This window comes from Lacisediminihabitans sp. H27-G8, assembly GCF_046156175.1.
GTDB lineage: Bacteria > Actinomycetota > Actinomycetes > Actinomycetales > Microbacteriaceae > Lacisediminihabitans.
The window spans coordinates 158,940-174,807 of sequence record NZ_JAYLVL010000005.1 but is presented as its reverse complement, the minus strand read 5'-3'; the positions used below and the strand labels follow the sequence as shown (position 1 = coordinate 174,807).

The window sequence follows — 15,868 nt, the reverse complement described above, 5'->3', positions numbered from 1 at the left end:
GGTGGAGAGCCACGCGTCACTCGTGCGTGAGGAATGTGAACACGGAGCGCGTTCTAGACTCTGTTACATGCCCGAAACAGTCGACTGGAAGCCCCGTTCACGCACCGTAACCGACGGTATCGAAGCCATGACCTCCCGCGGCATGCTGCGCGCGGTCGGCATGGGCGACTCGGACTGGGAAAAGCCCCAGATCGGCATCGCGAGTTCGTGGAACGAGATCACCCCCTGCAACCTCAGTCTCGACCGCCTGGCGCAGGCCGCAAAGGAGGGCGTGCACTCCGGCGGCGGCTACCCACTGCAGTTCGGCACCATCTCCGTCTCCGACGGCATCAGCATGGGCCACGAGGGCATGCACTTCTCGCTGGTGAGCCGTGAGGTGATCGCCGACTCCGTCGAGGTCGTCATGCAGGCCGAGCGACTCGACGGCTCCGTCTTGCTCGCCGGCTGCGACAAGTCCCTTCCCGGCATGCTCATGGCTGCCGCCCGCCTCGACCTCTCCTCCGTGTTCCTCTACGCCGGTTCGATCGCTCCCGGTTGGGTGCGTCTCAGCGACGGCACCGAGAAGGAGGTCACCATCATCGACTCCTTCGAGGCCGTCGGAGGCGTCAAGGCCGGCACGATGAGCGACGAGGATGCTTACGCCATCGAGTGCGCGATCGCGCCGGGCGAGGGTGCCTGCGGCGGCATGTACACGGCCAACACCATGGCGAGCGTCGCCGAGGCGCTCGGGATGGCGCTTCCAGGCTCGACGAGTCCGGCCGCGGCCGACCGGCGCCGCGACTACTTCGCCCACAAGAGCGGCGAGGCCGTCGTCAACCTGTTGCGCCTCGGAATCACCACCCGGGACATCCTCACCAAGGATGCCTTCGAGAATGCGATCGCCGTGGCGATGGCCCTCGGCGGATCTACCAACGTCGTGCTCCACCTCCTCGCCATCGCGTGGGAAGCGGACGTCGACCTCTCGCTCGACGACTTCAACCGCATCGGCGACACCATTCCCCACCTCGCCGACATGAAGCCTTTCGGCCAGTTCGTGATGAACGACCTGGATCGTCGCGGCGGCATCCCGGTGCTGATGAAGGCGCTGCTGGATGCCGGGCTGCTGCACGGTGACGCGCTCACCGTCACCGGCAAGACTCTCGCCGAAAATCTCGCCGAACTGAACATCCCGCCGCTCGACGGGAAGGTGCTCCGCACGCTCGACAACCCGATCCACGCGACCGGAGGACTCACCATCCTGCGCGGATCCCTCGCACCGGAGGGCGCCGTCGTCAAGACCGCCGGCTTCGACGCCAAGGTATTCGAGGGCCCCGCGCGGGTGTTCGAGCGCGAGCGAGCGGCGATGGATGCCCTCACCGAGGGCAAGATCGGAAAGGGCGACATCGTCGTCATCCGCTATGAGGGACCGAAGGGCGGCCCGGGGATGCGCGAGATGCTCGCCATCACCGCCGCCATCAAGGGAGCCGGGCTCGGCAAGGATGTACTACTCTTGACGGACGGACGATTCTCAGGCGGCACAACCGGACTGTGCATCGGCCACATAGCACCCGAAGCGGTGGACGCAGGTCCTATCGCCTTCGTGCGCGATGGTGATCTAATACGGGTCGATATCGCCGCTCGTTCTCTCGATCTACTTGTCGACGAGGCCGAGCTAGCCGCTCGCCGCTCTGGCTGGGCTCCGCTTCCCCCGCGCTATACCCGTGGCGTTCTCGCAAAGTACTCGAAGCTCGTGCACTCCGCCGCAGAGGGCGCGATCACGGGCTAACCCGGGGTCGGGACGTCTCGCCCCCCACCATTCGCACTCTATGTCTCGCAAGGAATATGCCATGTCCACGGAAACCGCTCCCGTGCCAGCAGCACCGACCAAGAAAGCCACCGAGCCCGAGATCCTCACCGGGTCGGGCGCGATCCTGCGCTCGCTCGAGAACCTCGGCGTCACCGACGTCTTCGGGCTCCCCGGCGGGGCCATCATGCCCTTCTACGATGAGCTGATGTCGTCGACCGGCATCCGCCACATCCTGGTGCGCCACGAGCAGGGCGCGGGCCACGCTGCCGAGGGCTACGCGTCATCCACCGGCCGACTCGGGGTCTGCATCGCGACCTCCGGCCCCGGTGCCACCAACCTCGTGACCGCGATCGCGGATGCCTATATGGACTCCGTTCCGCTGCTCGCGATCACCGGCCAGGTGTTCTCCACCCTGATGGGAAGCGACGCGTTCCAGGAGGTCGACATCTCCGGAATCACCATGCCGATCACCAAGCATTCCTTCCTGGTCACCCGACCGGAAGACGTGCCGGCGACCATCGCGGCCGCGTACCACATCGCCACGACCGGCCGGCCTGGACCGGTGCTGGTGGATGTCACGAAGGACTGCCAGCAGAACAGCGCGCCGTTCATCTGGCCGCCGAAGGTCGACCTGCCCGGGTACCGCCCGGTACTCAAGGCCCACGGCAAGCAGATCCTCGCGGCGGCCCAGATGCTCGCCGAGGCCAAGCGCCCGGTCTTCTACGTCGGTGGCGGAGTGATCCGCGCCAAGGCATCCGCCGAGCTGCTGGAGCTCGCCGAGCTGGTGGGCGCACCGGTCGTGACCACGCTCATGGCGCGCGGTGCCTTCCCGGACTCCAACCGGCTGAACCTCGGCATGCCCGGGATGCACGGCACGGTGCCCGCGGTGCTCGCCATCCAGGAATCCGACCTGCTCATATCGCTCGGAGCCCGCTTCGACGACCGGGTCACCGGCAAGCCCAGCGAATTCGCGCCGAATGCGAAGGTCGTCCATGTCGACATCGACCCGGCCGAGATCTCCAAGATCCGGCTCGCCGATGTGCCGATCGTCGGCGATGCCAAGGACGTCATCGCCGACCTCACGACCGCCTTCCGCGATGCGGTGGCGACCACGCCATCCGATCTCACGGTCTGGTGGGAGCGTCTCGACCTGCTCCGCGCCCGCTACCCCCTCGGCTACGACGAGCCGGAAGACGGATTGCTCTCCCCCCAGTACGTGATCGAGCGCATCGGCCAGATCACCGGACCGGAGGCGATCTACGCCTCGGGCGTCGGCCAGCACCAGATGTGGGCGGCGCAGTTCATCAAGTACGAGCGTCCCAACGCCTGGCTCAACTCCGGCGGCGCGGGCACCATGGGCTACGGGGTTCCCGCGGCCATGGGTGCGAAGGTCGCCGAACCGGAGCGCACGGTCTGGGCGATCGACGGGGACGGATGCTTCCAGATGACCAACCAGGAGCTCGCCACCTGCACGATCAACAAGATCCCGATCAAGGTCGCGATCATCAACAACTCCTCCCTCGGCATGGTGCGACAGTGGCAGACCCTGTTCTACGACGGCCGCCACTCGTTCACCGACCTCAACACGGGTCACGACACGGTGATGATCCCGGACTTCGTGAAGATGGCGGACGCGTACGGCGCGCTCGGCATCCGTGTGCGCAACAAGGAAGACGTGGATGCCGCGATCAAGCTGGCGAACGAGACCAACGACCGTCCGGTGGTGATCGACTTCATCGTCAGTCCTCATTCGATGGTCTGGCCGATGGTGCCGCAGGGCGTCGGCAACTCGAACGTGCAATATGCGAAAGACCACGCGCCGTCGTGGGACGAGGAGTAGGCCCGTGACGCACGTACTCTCGCTTCTCGTCGAGGACAAACCCGGACTGCTGACGCGCGTCGCCGGTCTGTTCGCGCGCCGTGGTTTCAACATCGAGAGCCTCGCTGTCGGTGCGAGTGAGATCCCCGGACTCTCCCGCATCACCGTCGTCGTGGATGTCGAGGAACTGCCGCTCGAGCAGGTGACGAAGCAGCTCAACAAGCTCATCAACGTGATCAAGATCGTCGAACTGGATCCGCTTCAGACCGTCGAGCGCGAGCACATGCTGATCAAAGTGCGCGTGGACAACACCACGCGCAGCCAGATCCTCGAGGCGGCAACGCTGTTCCGCGCGCGGATCGTGGATGTCGCGACCGACGCCCTGGTGATCGAGGTCACCGGCGATACGGCGAAGGTGGATGCGCTGCTCAAGGTGCTCGAGCCTTACGGGATCAAGGAGATCGCCCAGTCGGGCCTTCTCGCGATCGGGCGCGGCTCCAAGAGCATCACCGAACGAGTCTTCAAGAGCTAAGCGGTGGTCGAGCAGCGCGCTCTGCCGCGCGGAGCGAGACCTCGAATAACAGAACACAGAACCACGAAACCGCGGGTTTCGATACGGCCCTGGCGGGCCTACTCGACCAGCAGAAATGCGGCCCAGGCGGGCGCACTCAACCAGCAGAAACGGAAAAGGAAACCAAGTGACCGAGATCTTCTATGACAAAGACGCCGACCTCAGCCTCATCCAGGGCAAGAAGGTGGCCGTCATCGGCTACGGCTCGCAGGGCCACGCGCACGCGCAGAACCTCCGCGATTCCGGCGTCGAGGTAGTCGTCGGCCTCAAGCCCGATTCGAAGTCCGTGGTGAAGGCGCAGGAGGCCGGCTTCACCGTGCTGCCGTCCGCCGAGGCTGCGGAGTGGGCCGACGTGATCGTCATCCTCGCGCCCGACCAGCACCAGCGCGGACTCTACGCCGCCGACATCCAGCCGCACCTCGTCCCCGGCAACGCGATCCTCTTCGGCCACGGCTTCAACATCCGCTTCGGCTACATCACCGCGCCGGAGGGCGTGGACGTGATCATGGTCGCGCCCAAGGGACCCGGTCACACCGTGCGTCGCGAGTTCGAGGCCGGCCGTGGTGTTCCCGTGATCGTCGCCGTCGAGCAGGATGCCTCAGGCCAGGCCTGGCAGCTGGCATGGTCCTACGCCAAGGCGATCGGCGGACTCCGCGCCGGCGGCATCAAGACCACCTTCACCGAAGAGACCGAGACCGACTTGTTCGGTGAGCAGGCCGTGCTCTGCGGTGGCGTCTCGCAGCTCGTGCAGTACGGCTTCGAGACCCTCATCGAGGCCGGCTACCAGCCGCAGATCGCCTACTTCGAGGTGCTTCACGAGCTCAAGCTCATCGTCGACCTCATGTGGGAGGGCGGCATCGCGAAGCAGCGTTGGAGTGTCTCCGACACCGCCGAGTACGGAGACTACGTCTCCGGCCCGCGCGTCATCGACCCGCACGTGAAGGAGAACATGCAGGCCGTTCTCGCCGACATCCAGTCCGGTGCCTTCGCCGAGCGTTTCATCGCTGACCAGGATGCCGGAGCGCCCGAGTTCCTCGAGCTGCGCGCGAAGGGTGCGGCCCACCCGATCGAGGCCACCGGCAAGGAGCTGCGCGCTCTCTTCGCCTGGAAGCAGGTCGACGAGGACTACACCGACGGCTCAGCCGCCCGCTAGTCGTTTTCTGAAGGGGCCCTGGTTCTTGTCGAGCCGGGGCCCCTTCGGCGATTCCGGGCCAGCGTGCCGGCCCGCTGTGTCCGTATTCGCCCGACATCGAGTACACCGTCATCGAGAACAGTCGCCACCGCGATGCGAGAGGGTTGGGGGATGAACCCACCGACGCTGCAGCCGTCGACTGCCACCCGCGTCCGCCGCGCCTCCGCCGCTGTGGCGATGGCCCTCGTGTTGTTCTACGTGCTGGTCGACGTGGTGTTGCAGTTTCTGCCGCCCCACTATTCGGTGCTGACCGATGCCGAGAGCGATCTCGCCGTCGGTCAGTTCGGGTGGGCCATGAACCTCAACTTCCTGGCCAGGGCGGTGATGAGCGGATGCCTCGTCGTAGCTGTTTCAGTCACGGCTCCGGCTTCGTGGCGGCGGAGAGCCGGCTCGGTCCTGCTGGCGCTGGCGGGACTCTGCTCGGCGGCCCTCGTGTTCTTCCCCACGGACGTCAACCGCCCCGGCGAATTCGGTATGACCCCGCGCACGAGCGTCGGGTTCGTGCATGTGGTGTTCGCGACATCCGGCTTTCTCGCGGTGCTGGTGGCCATGGCGCTGCTGACCGCCTGGATCGGGCGCACGCCTACCGTCACGCTCTTCTTGGTAGTCGCGTTGGCCGGGCTAGTGTCGCTCGGCCTGAGCCTCGCTCTGCTGCCGCAGCTGGTCGGCCTCACCGAGCGGATCTGTCTGCTGGGGATCCTCGGCTGGGCGTTCGTGCTCTGCCGGCGTCTGCTGCGAAGGTAGCCCGAGGTTTTTAATGCGGAGTTCTCGACTATGGGGACTTCAGGCATTCTGTCAACGCGAGCCAATGTCGGCAGTACGCCGGGGAGCACGGATCGCGGCTCGCGAGGCCGACCGCCTCTGGATTTAGCGACCCGCGCGCGGTTGGGTTGTCCGTCACATTGGGTGTTCGCCTACCGTGTCCGTCCGACGCGCGACCCGGGGACTTCGGACCGAAATAAGCTCAGCGAACCTGACCCATCAAAAGACTGATATATTCTCGCCAGCACGTGCTCCGCACGGCGAACGACCTGAGGACTCCCGATGAATCCCGTAGCCGCCGTACCTTCTCCCCGCGCGTGGAAAACGGCCATGGTCGCAGTGATCATCGCGGCCATCGTCTCGCTGGGAATACTCGTGCCGGCGTCGGCGAATGCGGCGGCGACATATTCCGTCAGCGGACACGTCTATCTCGGTGACGTAGGCACATCCGCGGGAGCAGGCGAGGTCACGGTGACGATCGGTGACTATCGATCCGAGCAGACCCCTGTGGCCACCACGCAGACGGATGTGGGCGGCAACTATCTCCTGCCCGGCCTGGCGACCGGGTCATACTGGGTCTATTTCGCCTACAACGGTGTGGGTCCGTTCAGTTCGATGCTCTGGCCGGACAAACCCTACGGTGTGGGGTCCTGGCTTTCAATTAATGCAGCCGATCTTCCGCAAACAAACATGACGTTGACCCGTGCTGCGGCTATCAGTGGCCTCGTGGGGTTCTTCGATCATCCACACGCGGACACCGCCGGCCAGGTCTCGGTCCGTTACAGCGTCTATCAACGCGACAAGGTTTGGAGTCCGGAAAGCGCCGGAGTCTTGACAACCACCGGCGGCGCATACTCGCTGCCGGGTCTCGTCGCCGGCGTCTACCGGCTCCATTTTGTCTACGTCGGAACTGGCAACTATCAGAGCCTCTACCTCGGGAGCAGCGCGTCAAAAAAAGCTGCGCAGCTGATCACTTTCTCCGCCGGGCAGGACTTGATCCAGCAATCGATGAGCATGTGGCCCAAGCAGAGCGTCAGTGGCACGGCCTTCCTTGGCACAACTGCGGTGGCTGTCGGCGTGGGCGACGTGGACGTCACATGCAGCTACTACGACGCCGACCTTGCGGAGTGGGTTCCGATCGCGGGCGGTACCACGACAGACGCGAATGGCCACTATTCGTTTTCGGACCTTCCGGACTCGGGCCTCTATCGTGTCTCGTTCACTTACACGAGGAGTGCGGCCTACTTCGACGGTTCGACAGACACCAGCGGCTCGGTTGCTGACACGAATGCCAGGGCCGATGTCATTCTGGTCCCCGCGTTGTCAGTCGAGGGCCACGTCGACCTCGGTGATTCTGCTCATCCCGCCGGTGCCGATGAAGTGACGGCCTTCCTGTTGTACCGGGACGCCGGTCAGACTGTGGTGTCCAGTGCCCCAACTGACTCGGCGGGGAACTTCTCCATCCCCGACGTACCGGCAGGAAGCTACACTCTCGTCCTCGAATACTCAGGGGCGGCAGACTTCCCGGACCTGTATTACCCAGCCACTCTGTATCAGTCGGAATCTACCGCGCTGGTCGTGCCGGCTGCAGGCGTCAGCGGACTGGTGTTCACCATGCCGCCGGGCGGCGAGGTCTCCGGCACGGTCATTTCGAGCAGTGGGCAGCCAGTGGCAGGTGTGACGGTCGATGCGCTCGGCTACTTCCCCGCGGGGAGCCCCCAGGCGGGCCAGTTTGCGGATTTCCGCGAGACTACAACGGACGCGGCCGGGAAGTACTCCTTCGTCGGCCTCCCCGCCGCGGGGTACGAGATCGATTTCACCAACGCCGATACCTTTGCGAATCAGAGCTGGCCGGGGAAGAGCTACCGTTATACGCAGTACTCTTACGCGCCTACCGTGCTGGTGGCGCGGGGACAGGTCAGGGTTGGCATCAACGCGACGCTCCTCCACGCCGCGTCGCTTTCCGGCCAGATTCTGCTTACCGGGGTATCCCGAAACGGGTCGTTTGGAGCACAGGTCGAAGTCCTCGACGACGCTAACAATTGGGTCGTGTCGAGCGCGTCGACGCAGCTCGCCTCCGACGGAATCTATCGCTTTTCGGGGCTAGCCCCGGGCAGGTACAGGGTGTTGGCGACTTACTCCGAATGGTTCTCGGGCAGTCACGTCGAATCGCCGACCCTGACCCTCACCGAGGGGATGGCCGGTTCATTCAGCACAACGATTGGGATGGGGCGGGGGTCGCGCGGCGGCCACGACTTCACCGGGGACACGTTCTCGGATGTTCTTGCGACAACTCCCGGAGGCGCGCTCTATGTCTATCCAGGAAACGGGAGTGGCTCTTGGCAGGCGCCGTCTGTGATCGGTTCTGGGTGGAATGGCATGACCTCCCTCGTGCCGGTCGGAGACTTCGACGGCGACGGGTTCTCGGACATCCTCGGTCGTACGAGCGGGGGCGCGCTCTATCTATATTCCGGAAGCGGAAACAAGGGCTGGACGAGCGCGCACCTTGTCGGTAGCGGCTGGAACGGGATGACGGCGGTCCTTTCTGCCGGCGATTTCAACGGTGACGGCAACCAAGACGTCCTAGGGCAAACTGCGGCGGGCGCCCTATACCTTTATGCGGGCAATGGCCACGGCTCCTGGACCTCGACGACCGTGGTGGGGAGCGGCTGGCAGGGAATGACCGCGATTCTGTCACCGGGCGATTTCGACGGTGATGGCTATCCCGACGTGATCGCTCGGGCGGGCAACGGCAACCTATACCTTTACCCGGGTAACGGCCATGGTGGCTGGGGCACTACCAGGCTGATCGGTTCCGGCTGGAACGGTATGTCGGCGATCGTGTCCGTCGGTGATTTCGACGGCGACGGCAACGCGGATGTGCTCGGCCGAACTGTTTCCGGCGCGCTCTACCTCTATCGTGGAAACGGTCTTGGCGGCTGGGGAGCGGTCTCGCAGATCGGTTCGGGCTGGTCGGGATTCGCCACGATCAGCTAGCGACTTCGCTAGCGCGGCACCTTCAGCCAGGACATCCCGCGCAGCTCGAGGCAGATGCTGTCCGGCTCCTCGACGACGACCATGAGCACGTCGTCGCACTGGCCGCAGCGCACCACGTAGCCGGTCGGATCCGGGTAGACCGTCGCGCGCGCGAGTTCGGAGACGTCGCCGCAGCCGATGCAGCGCGCCACCGCAAGGGTGAGATCGGCGGAGAACAGCTCGGAGAGGGGCCCCGCCAGGGAGTTGCCGTCCACGGGTTCCGGCATCAGGCGCCTCCGAATCGTTCGGTCTTCACACGCTGCGGGTCGTGCCCGAGAGCGACGAGGTCGTTCGCGACGGTCTCGACGAATCCCGTCGGACCACAGACGAACACTGAAGGGGTCTGGGACGCGGCGAAGGCGGATGCCTCGAGGTCGGCGAGCGCGATGCGGGAGGCCGGGCGCGGCCATCCGTCCGGCGTTCGGCGGGTGTACAGCCAGGTGACGTCGAGGTGGGGGGTCGGCGTCTCGAGTTCGGAACGGAAGAACGCGTCATCCGGGGTGCGCACCGAATAGAGCAGCCGGAAGGGAGCGGTACTGCCCGACGCGGTGTGGGATCGGATCATCGCCATCAGTGGCACGATCCCCGAGCCTCCGCCGATCAGCTGCACCGACTCGGTCTGGACGGGGTGCCAGACGAACCAACCGCCGAGCGGACCGCGCAGCTCCAGCTCATCCCCGGGCAGGAGTTCATCCACGAGGTAGGGCGACACCTCTCCGGTGGGGAAGCGGTCGACGGCGAGCTGGACCCGGTCCCCGTCCCCCGCCGAGGCGATGGAGTAGGAGCGCACGGCCTGGTAGCCGTCCGGCGCGGTGAGCCGAACATCCGCGTGCTGGCCTGCGAGGTTGCCGCCCCAGCCAGGAACGTCGAGCACGATGCTGCGCCCGGTGGGAGTCTCGGTATTGGTCGAGACGACCACACCGACATGCCAGAGCCCGACCCGGTGTGGCGGCGCATCCCGGGTCTCGCGTTCGGTCACCAACTGCCGCTCACCAATAGCGCTGCTCCAGCCACGGGTCGCCGTACATGTTGTAGCCGTTCTGCTCCCAGAACCCGGGCTCGTCCGATGCCATCATCTCGAGTGACCGGATCCACTTGGCGCTCTTCCAGAAATACAGGTGCGGGATGAGTAGCCGCGCCGGACCGCCATGCTCGGGATCGAGCGGGTCACCGTCGAACTCGAAGGCGATCCACGCTTTGCCGCCCAGCAGATCCTCGAGCGGCACATTGGTCGTGTAGCCCCCGTAGGAGTGTGCCATCACGTATTCGTCGCTCGTCTCCACCCCGGCGAACAGGGTGTCGAGGGAGACGCCTCGCCAGCTGGTACCGAACTTCGACCAGCGGGTGACGCAGTGGATGTCGGTGTCGATGTCTTCGATCGGCAGGGCGTGCAGCTCGTCCCAAGTCCAGGTGTGGAGGGTCGCGTCATCCGTGCGGATACCGAATTGCCAGTCCGCGGTGTCGATGTCGGGGGTGGGTCCCGCCGAGAGCACCGGGAAGTCTGCGGTGAGGTACTGGCCGGGGGGAAGCTCCGGATTGTGTTCGCGACCGCGGCCGGTGAAACCGCGAGAGATGACAGCCATGAGAAGCTCCTTCGGTCGATCCCAGAATAGCGACGCCTACTGCTCGCGGTCGAGTCCACCCATGCGTTCGAGCACCGCGTGCACCAGCTCGATCTCGGCATCCGGCGTGATGTGGTGGTTGAGGTAGATGCCTTCCAGCCAGGAGAGCACCTCGTCGCGTTCGAGGCCGACGGCGGACCAGTCGACGCCCTGTTCGGGAGAGGTCACGGGCTCACCCGATACCGGATCTAGCCAGGCGCGGGCGATCGTGCGATCGGGAGTGGCGCCATCCACGGGGTTCCAGAGCAGGGCGATCGGATGGTTCTCTCCGTCGACGTGGTCCTGGCTGACGCCCCCGGATCCGAGCCAGGGCAGCGTGAGGATCTCGCCCTCGATCTCGACCTCGATCAGGTCGAGCTGGGCGGGCTCCGTCTCGCACACATAGAGGGGATAGCCCTCCTCATGCCAGGCCGCGGCCTCCTCGATGTCTTCCATGAGCTCTGGCATCCGCTCGAAGAAGTTGGCGGCGAGAGCGCTGGACCAGGCAAGCAACACCGCAGTGTCGGAATCGTTCCACGGGCTGTTCTCGCTCGCGTCGCCATTCGCACCGTGAAAGTGGTGCTCGCCTCCGTTGGTGCCGAGGTCGAGGTGGAGTTGCCCGTCGTCGTAGCCGACATAGAGGGAGACGACGTTCTCGTCGTCCTGCCACTCGGCGAAGATCTCCGGCTCACGCAATGTCGGCGGCAGGGCGATCTTCGCCGCACGCTTGTCGCCGAGGTCGAAGACCGCCTGGAAGATCGTGTTCGGCAGTCGCAGCGTTTCGTCGGGCATGGAGTCAACTCTTCCACGTCGGGCGGTGCTCCGCGCGCCCGGCTGAAGGCCGGGGGGCATCGGGGCTGTAGTCCTGTCGAACCGGCCGTTCCTCCGTCGGCCCGTCCGGCGTTTCGTGGGGCGCCGGGGAGGCATTCGCCCCGACCCCGTCACGTAGGCTGATTCCATGACTTCCCTCGCGCTCGGCATCCCGGGGATCCGGCGCGACCCGGCACGACTTCCGCCGACGGTCGGGCGCCCGGACGAGGCTGGCCTGCTCGACACCTTCGGCCGCACGGCCCGCGACCTCCGTATCTCGATCACCGAGAAGTGCTCGCTTCGCTGCACCTACTGCATGCCGGAGGAGGGGCTTCCCGCGATCGCCCGCGACGACCTGCTCACGGCCATAGAGATCGCCCGGCTCGTCGAGATCGCGGTTCGTGACCTCGGCGTGCACGACGTCCGCTTCACCGGGGGAGAGCCGCTCATGCGAGCGGACCTGGCCGAAATCATCCGTCGCTCCTCCGCCGTCGCGGGGCTGCCCGGGGGCGGCAGGGCGTCGATCTCGATGACGACCAATGCCATCGGGCTCGATCACCGCATCCACGAGTTGGTGGAGGCCGGGCTCACCCGCATCAACATCTCCCTCGACACCGTCGACCGCGACCACTTCGCCCGGCTCACCCGGCGCGACCGGCTGCCGTCGGTCTTCGCCGGCATCCAGGCCGCGAAGGATGCCGGACTCACCCCCCTCAAGATCAACGCCGTGCTCATGCGCGATACCCTCGCCGGTGCGGCAGACCTGCTCAGGTGGTCCCTCGCGAATGGCGTGAGACTGCGCTTCATCGAGCAGATGCCACTCGACGCCGATGAGGCCTGGGCGCGCGACAACATGGTGGATGCCGCGGAGCTGCTCGATGTGCTCGGCGCACGATTCACGCTGAGCCAGCCGCACCGCGAAGACCCCTCGGCGCCCGCCGAGGAGTGGACCGTCGATGGCGGTCCAGCCACGGTGGGCATCATCGCCTCCGTGACCCGCTCGTTCTGCGAGGCCTGCGACCGCACCCGCGTCACTGCGGAGGGCACCGTGCGCTCCTGCCTGTTCGGTGACGACGAAACAGACCTCCGCGCGTTGCTGCGCAACGGTTCCGACGATGCGACGATCGCGCAGTGGTGGCGGGCAGCCCAGTGGGGCAAGCAGGCCGGGCATGGCATGGACCGGGCTGACTTCGTGCGCCCGCAGCGCAGCATGGGCGCCATCGGTGGCTGAGCCGGCTGGCATTCTCGTGCGCTACTTCGCCTCCGCGGCGGAGGCGTCCGGGCGCGAAGAGGAAATTCTGCCCTCCGTCGCCACAGTGGGCCAGCTGCGAGCCGTGCTGGTGGAGCGGTACGGCGACGCGATGACCCGGGTGTTGGCATCCGGATCGTTCCTCGTCGACGGCGTGGTCAGTCGAGACGATGACAGGTCGGTCGGCGCGCGCGTCGACGTCCTTCCGCCGTTCGCCGGGGGCTGAGCCCCGTCGTGGTCCCCGCTACTCGTTGACGAGGACGGGCACGCCGACCGACGCCGAGACCGCGCGCCCGGCGAACTCCGCCGGCACGGCTACCCGGAACGGGATGGATTCGACCGGGGTGCCCGTGACCGGGTCGACCGGGCCGTCATCGGTCGCGTGATAGACGAAGCGGGCGCTGCCGATCAATGATCCGCCGGCATCGTAGAACCCGGCGATGATCTCCAGGTCGAGCACCGCGCTCACATCGCTCGTCACCCGGAGGGCGCCGCTCGCGCTCGTGCCGTCGAAGGCGAGGCCGTCGAGTGCGAACCTGTCGTCGAAAGGCCCGGCCGCCTGGCGCAGCTCTCCGGGTTTCGGACGCAGGAGGCGGATGCTGTCGAGCTCCGGTGCGCCGCTGGCCGCCACCAGTCCGGGGAGCGTGGTCTTCACGGCATCCGTCGGCAGCGGCGCCGCGGCGTCGGTGCGCGCCATCGCGGTCATGCCGATCGCGATCGACCCGGCGATCACGACGGCTGCTGCCGCGACTGCGATGGCGATGATCGGAGGTCTCTTCATGGGGGTGTCCTTGCCGCTGTGCGGTCCGGGCCGGGGATGCGCTCCCCGGCCCGGACCGTGATGGGTGCTACCTACTTGATGACGCGGAGTGCCTTGCCGACGATGCCGAACAGCGCGGTGTTGTCGATGGTGCCGTCCAGCTGTTCGGAGCCGGGTCCGTAGGCGTACACCGGCACATCAGCACCCGTGTGGTTGCCCGAGAGGTAGGTCAGCCAGAGGCCGGCCTCCGGGGATCCGTCGACCACGCTGGCCGGGTCGCTCGGGATGCGGAACGTCGCCGGGGCGAAGTCCTTCGGGTCGGCGGAACCGGCACCGTTGATGATCCCGGTGGAGCGGGCGGCGTCCTTGGCGTTGTTCGGCCGGGTCGGCGTGGAGTTGTTCGCCGGGTTGCCCGAGTCGACATTCGTCGGAGGGGCGGTCGCTTCGGCGTTCGTGAAGGTGCCCTTCTCGATGATGTTGAAGCCGGCGCACTCGTGGTCGGCCGTGACGATGACGAGGGTGTTGCCGTCCTTCGCAGCGAACTCCTTGGCGATCTTCACCGAGTCGTCGAAGGCCTTCATCTCACCGAGAGTCTGGGCCGCGTCGTTGGCGTGCGAACGCTTGTCGATGAGGGCGCCCTCGACCTGCAGGTAGAAGCCCTTGCTGGCGCTCTTGTCCTTGGAGTTCGACTTGCTGGTGAGAAGTGCGATCGCCTTGCTCGTCATTTCGGGAAGGGTCGGCTCCTGGGCCTGCACCGAGGTCGGGTTGTCCTGCTTTGACTTCTCGATGGTGAGGTTGCCCCGGTTGAAGAGGCCGAAGACCTTCTGGCCGGATGCTGCGGCGAGATCGGACTTCGTCGCGACGGTCTGGCTGGTGGGGGAGCCGAGCACGGAGTAGCCCTGGTCCTTCAGCGCCTTCTCGTCGGCGGCGTCGAAGCGGCTGAGCCCTCCGCCGAGGATGACGTCCGCGGTGCCGTTGCGGGCGATCTGGTCGGCGATCGGGGTCACCCGGATGTCACTGGTCGGAAGCGCGGTGCCGGTGATAGATAGATCCTGGCATGCGGCGTCCGAGTAGACCGGACCCTGGCATCCGCGCGCAAGAGCGTGGCTCATCTGGCCGGCGGGGGTGGCATCCGTGATCTCTGCGGTGGAGACGTTGCCGGTGCGCAGGCCCGCCTTCTTCGCGAGCTCCATGACCGTCGGCTTGACCGTGCCGGTGGCGTCGATGCCGAGGGCCGCGTTGTAGGTCTTGACTCCGGACGACCAGGCGGTCGCAGCGGAGGCCGAGTCGGTGACCGGGTTCGGGTGGAAGTTCGTTGTGCCGGGCTGGCCCGACAGCTTCTCGACCGCGTAAGTGCTGACATAGCCCTGCGCGGGGAGGGTCTCCATGGCGAGCTTGCCATCCGAGCCGTAGAAGCGCTCCCGGGCCGCGGTGACATGGGTGCGCCCCATGCCGTCGCCGAGCAGGTAGATCACGTTCTTGGCGCGCCCCCCGTCGTCGCCGGAGTCGCCGTGTGCTGAGGCCACGCCGGCGGTTCCGGCCACAACGGCGGTGGCAACGAGCGCGGTGATGAGTGTTGCGGAGGTGAGAACAGGGATTCGTCGTCGCATGAGTATTCTCCTGAGGTCTGCTGGAGTGCGACGGCGCAGGAGTGCGCCGCCACGACTGCACAGTAGAAGACCTGGATGACCCCCGAATGGCCGGAAGGTTAACGACGACGGACGAGCGGCGCTAGTCGAGTTCGATGTTGAAGTCCCAGAGGGCGATCGGATGCCCGGATGGCTGCCACGTCACCTGCGCCGCACCGCTGGTGAAAGTGCCCGAAACCACCAGTTGGGCCGTGCCTCCCGCGGGGGCGGTCGCGCTCGCCGGACCGACCGCGGTGAGCGGAATCACGTCACCGGTCTCGTCTCGGCAGACGAGATCCGCGGTGGAGAGCGCGATGGATCCGCTCGCCGATGTCACAGTGAGGGTGATCGTGGCCGCCGTGCTGATGGCGACTCCACCCACGAGGGTAGATGTCCCGGGCTGGGTGATCGTCTGGTCCGGGCCGGTGGCCGTTGCCGTGCCGCGCGTGGAGGCGTCGAAGACCACGAGGGTCGGCGCTCCCATCGCGAGCACTTGCGGCTTGCCGATCGTGGCGGTCGGCACCGGATCCACGGCCGGAGCCGTCGGTATCGGTACCGCTCCGAGCGAGTCCGTCACCGATGCCGCGGTGGATGCCGTGGTGCATCCGCTCAGCATCCCGACCAGCAGGGCGGACGCGACCACAACACCGGCCA

General features: G+C 66.3%; 15 protein-coding genes. 8 read left to right on the top strand and 7 right to left on the bottom strand.

Translation table 11 applies throughout. The features are described 5' to 3' along the window. The first annotated feature begins 67 nt into the window (after positions 1 to 67). The 6 genes from ilvD (at position 68) to VLI63_RS15825 (ending at position 9,127) form a co-directional block, all read left to right on the top strand. On the top strand, positions 68 to 1,765 hold the full coding sequence (gene ilvD / locus VLI63_RS15850) for a dihydroxy-acid dehydratase (protein ID WP_409157831.1): 1,698 nt from the start codon (positions 68 to 70) through the stop codon (positions 1,763 to 1,765). A gap of 61 nt (positions 1,766 to 1,826) precedes the next feature. Then, complete coding sequence (locus VLI63_RS15845; RefSeq protein WP_409157830.1) at positions 1,827 to 3,626, top strand: acetolactate synthase large subunit; 1,800 nt, start codon at positions 1,827 to 1,829, stop codon at positions 3,624 to 3,626. Positions 3,627 to 3,630: 4 nt separating this feature from the next. After that, entirely contained in the window at positions 3,631 to 4,137 is a 507-nt protein-coding gene (ilvN, locus tag VLI63_RS15840) for an acetolactate synthase small subunit (RefSeq protein WP_255461241.1), read from the top strand. Positions 4,138 to 4,303: 166 nt separating this feature from the next. Continuing rightward, on the top strand, positions 4,304 to 5,329 hold the full coding sequence (ilvC, locus tag VLI63_RS15835; RefSeq protein ID WP_409157829.1) for a ketol-acid reductoisomerase: 1,026 nt from the start codon (positions 4,304 to 4,306) through the stop codon (positions 5,327 to 5,329). A gap of 150 nt (positions 5,330 to 5,479) precedes the next feature. Then, complete coding sequence (locus VLI63_RS15830; RefSeq protein WP_409157828.1) at positions 5,480 to 6,112, top strand: DUF998 domain-containing protein; 633 nt, start codon at positions 5,480 to 5,482, stop codon at positions 6,110 to 6,112. 348 nt (positions 6,113 to 6,460) lie between these two features. After that, on the top strand, positions 6,461 to 9,127 hold the full coding sequence (locus VLI63_RS15825) for an FG-GAP-like repeat-containing protein (protein ID WP_409157827.1): 2,667 nt from the start codon (positions 6,461 to 6,463) through the stop codon (positions 9,125 to 9,127). 8 nt (positions 9,128 to 9,135) lie between these two features. Here VLI63_RS15825 and VLI63_RS15820 read toward each other — a convergent pair whose 3' ends face one another. Genes VLI63_RS15820 through VLI63_RS15805 form a run of 4 tightly spaced genes read right to left on the bottom strand, consistent with a single transcriptional unit; the run spans position 9,136 to position 11,559 of the window. Next, positions 9,136 to 9,393 (bottom strand): DUF6510 family protein, encoded by a 258-nt coding sequence (locus VLI63_RS15820; protein WP_409157826.1) that lies wholly within the window; start codon positions 9,391 to 9,393, stop codon positions 9,136 to 9,138. Further along, the gene (locus VLI63_RS15815; RefSeq protein WP_409157825.1) at positions 9,393 to 10,145 is read right to left on the bottom strand and encodes a ferredoxin reductase; all 753 of its coding nucleotides are present in this window, start codon (positions 10,143 to 10,145) and stop codon (positions 9,393 to 9,395) included. The genes VLI63_RS15820 and VLI63_RS15815 overlap by 1 nt, the downstream gene beginning before the upstream one ends. 10 nt (positions 10,146 to 10,155) lie before the next feature. After that, positions 10,156 to 10,749, bottom strand: coding sequence for a sulfite oxidase-like oxidoreductase (locus tag VLI63_RS15810; protein WP_409157824.1), 594 nt, complete (start codon positions 10,747 to 10,749; stop codon positions 10,156 to 10,158). Between the two features lie 36 nt (positions 10,750 to 10,785). Further along, positions 10,786 to 11,559, bottom strand: a complete 774-nt coding sequence (locus VLI63_RS15805; protein ID WP_409157823.1) for a hypothetical protein — start codon at positions 11,557 to 11,559, stop codon at positions 10,786 to 10,788. Between the two features lie 166 nt (positions 11,560 to 11,725). Here VLI63_RS15805 and moaA point away from each other — a divergent pair, with 166 nt between their 5' ends. Together moaA and VLI63_RS15795 are read left to right on the top strand one after the other, a co-directional pair. Further along, on the top strand, positions 11,726 to 12,808 hold the full coding sequence (gene moaA, locus VLI63_RS15800; RefSeq protein ID WP_409157822.1) for a GTP 3',8-cyclase MoaA: 1,083 nt from the start codon (positions 11,726 to 11,728) through the stop codon (positions 12,806 to 12,808). Further along, a complete protein-coding gene (locus tag VLI63_RS15795) occupies positions 12,801 to 13,052 on the top strand; it encodes a MoaD/ThiS family protein (protein WP_409157821.1) in 252 nt (83 codons plus the stop codon). The genes moaA and VLI63_RS15795 overlap by 8 nt, the downstream gene beginning before the upstream one ends. A gap of 18 nt (positions 13,053 to 13,070) precedes the next feature. Here VLI63_RS15795 and VLI63_RS15790 read toward each other — a convergent pair whose 3' ends face one another. The 3 genes from VLI63_RS15790 to VLI63_RS15780 form a co-directional block, all read right to left on the bottom strand. Further along, entirely contained in the window at positions 13,071 to 13,607 is a 537-nt protein-coding gene (locus tag VLI63_RS15790) for a hypothetical protein (protein ID WP_409157820.1), read from the bottom strand. 71 nt (positions 13,608 to 13,678) lie between these two features. Beyond that, positions 13,679 to 15,196, bottom strand: a complete 1,518-nt coding sequence (locus VLI63_RS15785; RefSeq protein ID WP_409157819.1) for an alkaline phosphatase — start codon at positions 15,194 to 15,196, stop codon at positions 13,679 to 13,681. Positions 15,197 to 15,317: 121 nt separating this feature from the next. After that, positions 15,318 to 15,857: a hypothetical protein gene (locus VLI63_RS15780; protein ID WP_409157818.1), complete on the bottom strand. Its 540-nt coding sequence runs from the start codon at positions 15,855 to 15,857 to the stop codon at positions 15,318 to 15,320. Between the last annotated feature and the right edge of the window lie 11 nt (positions 15,858 to 15,868).

What these genes read in the sequence shown, in the direction of transcription:
- ilvD (WP_409157831.1), top strand. Translation starts at nt 68, where the DNA reads ATGCCCGAAACAGTCGACTGGAAGCCCCGTTCACGCACCGTAACCGAC.
- VLI63_RS15845 (WP_409157830.1), top strand. Translation starts at nt 1,827, where the DNA reads ATGTCCACGGAAACCGCTCCCGTGCCAGCAGCACCGACCAAGAAAGCC.
- VLI63_RS15830 (WP_409157828.1), top strand. Translation starts at nt 5,480, where the DNA reads ATGAACCCACCGACGCTGCAGCCGTCGACTGCCACCCGCGTCCGCCGC.
- VLI63_RS15825 (WP_409157827.1), top strand. Translation starts at nt 6,461, where the DNA reads ATGGTCGCAGTGATCATCGCGGCCATCGTCTCGCTGGGAATACTCGTG.
- VLI63_RS15820 (WP_409157826.1), bottom strand. Translation starts at nt 9,393, where the DNA reads ATGCCGGAACCCGTGGACGGCAACTCCCTGGCGGGGCCCCTCTCCGAG.
- VLI63_RS15810 (WP_409157824.1), bottom strand. Translation starts at nt 10,749, where the DNA reads ATGGCTGTCATCTCTCGCGGTTTCACCGGCCGCGGTCGCGAACACAAT.
- VLI63_RS15805 (WP_409157823.1), bottom strand. Translation starts at nt 11,559, where the DNA reads ATGCCCGACGAAACGCTGCGACTGCCGAACACGATCTTCCAGGCGGTC.
- moaA (WP_409157822.1), top strand. Translation starts at nt 11,726, where the DNA reads ATGACTTCCCTCGCGCTCGGCATCCCGGGGATCCGGCGCGACCCGGCA.
- VLI63_RS15790 (WP_409157820.1), bottom strand. Translation starts at nt 13,607, where the DNA reads ATGAAGAGACCTCCGATCATCGCCATCGCAGTCGCGGCAGCAGCCGTC.
- VLI63_RS15785 (WP_409157819.1), bottom strand. Translation starts at nt 15,196, where the DNA reads ATGCGACGACGAATCCCTGTTCTCACCTCCGCAACACTCATCACCGCG.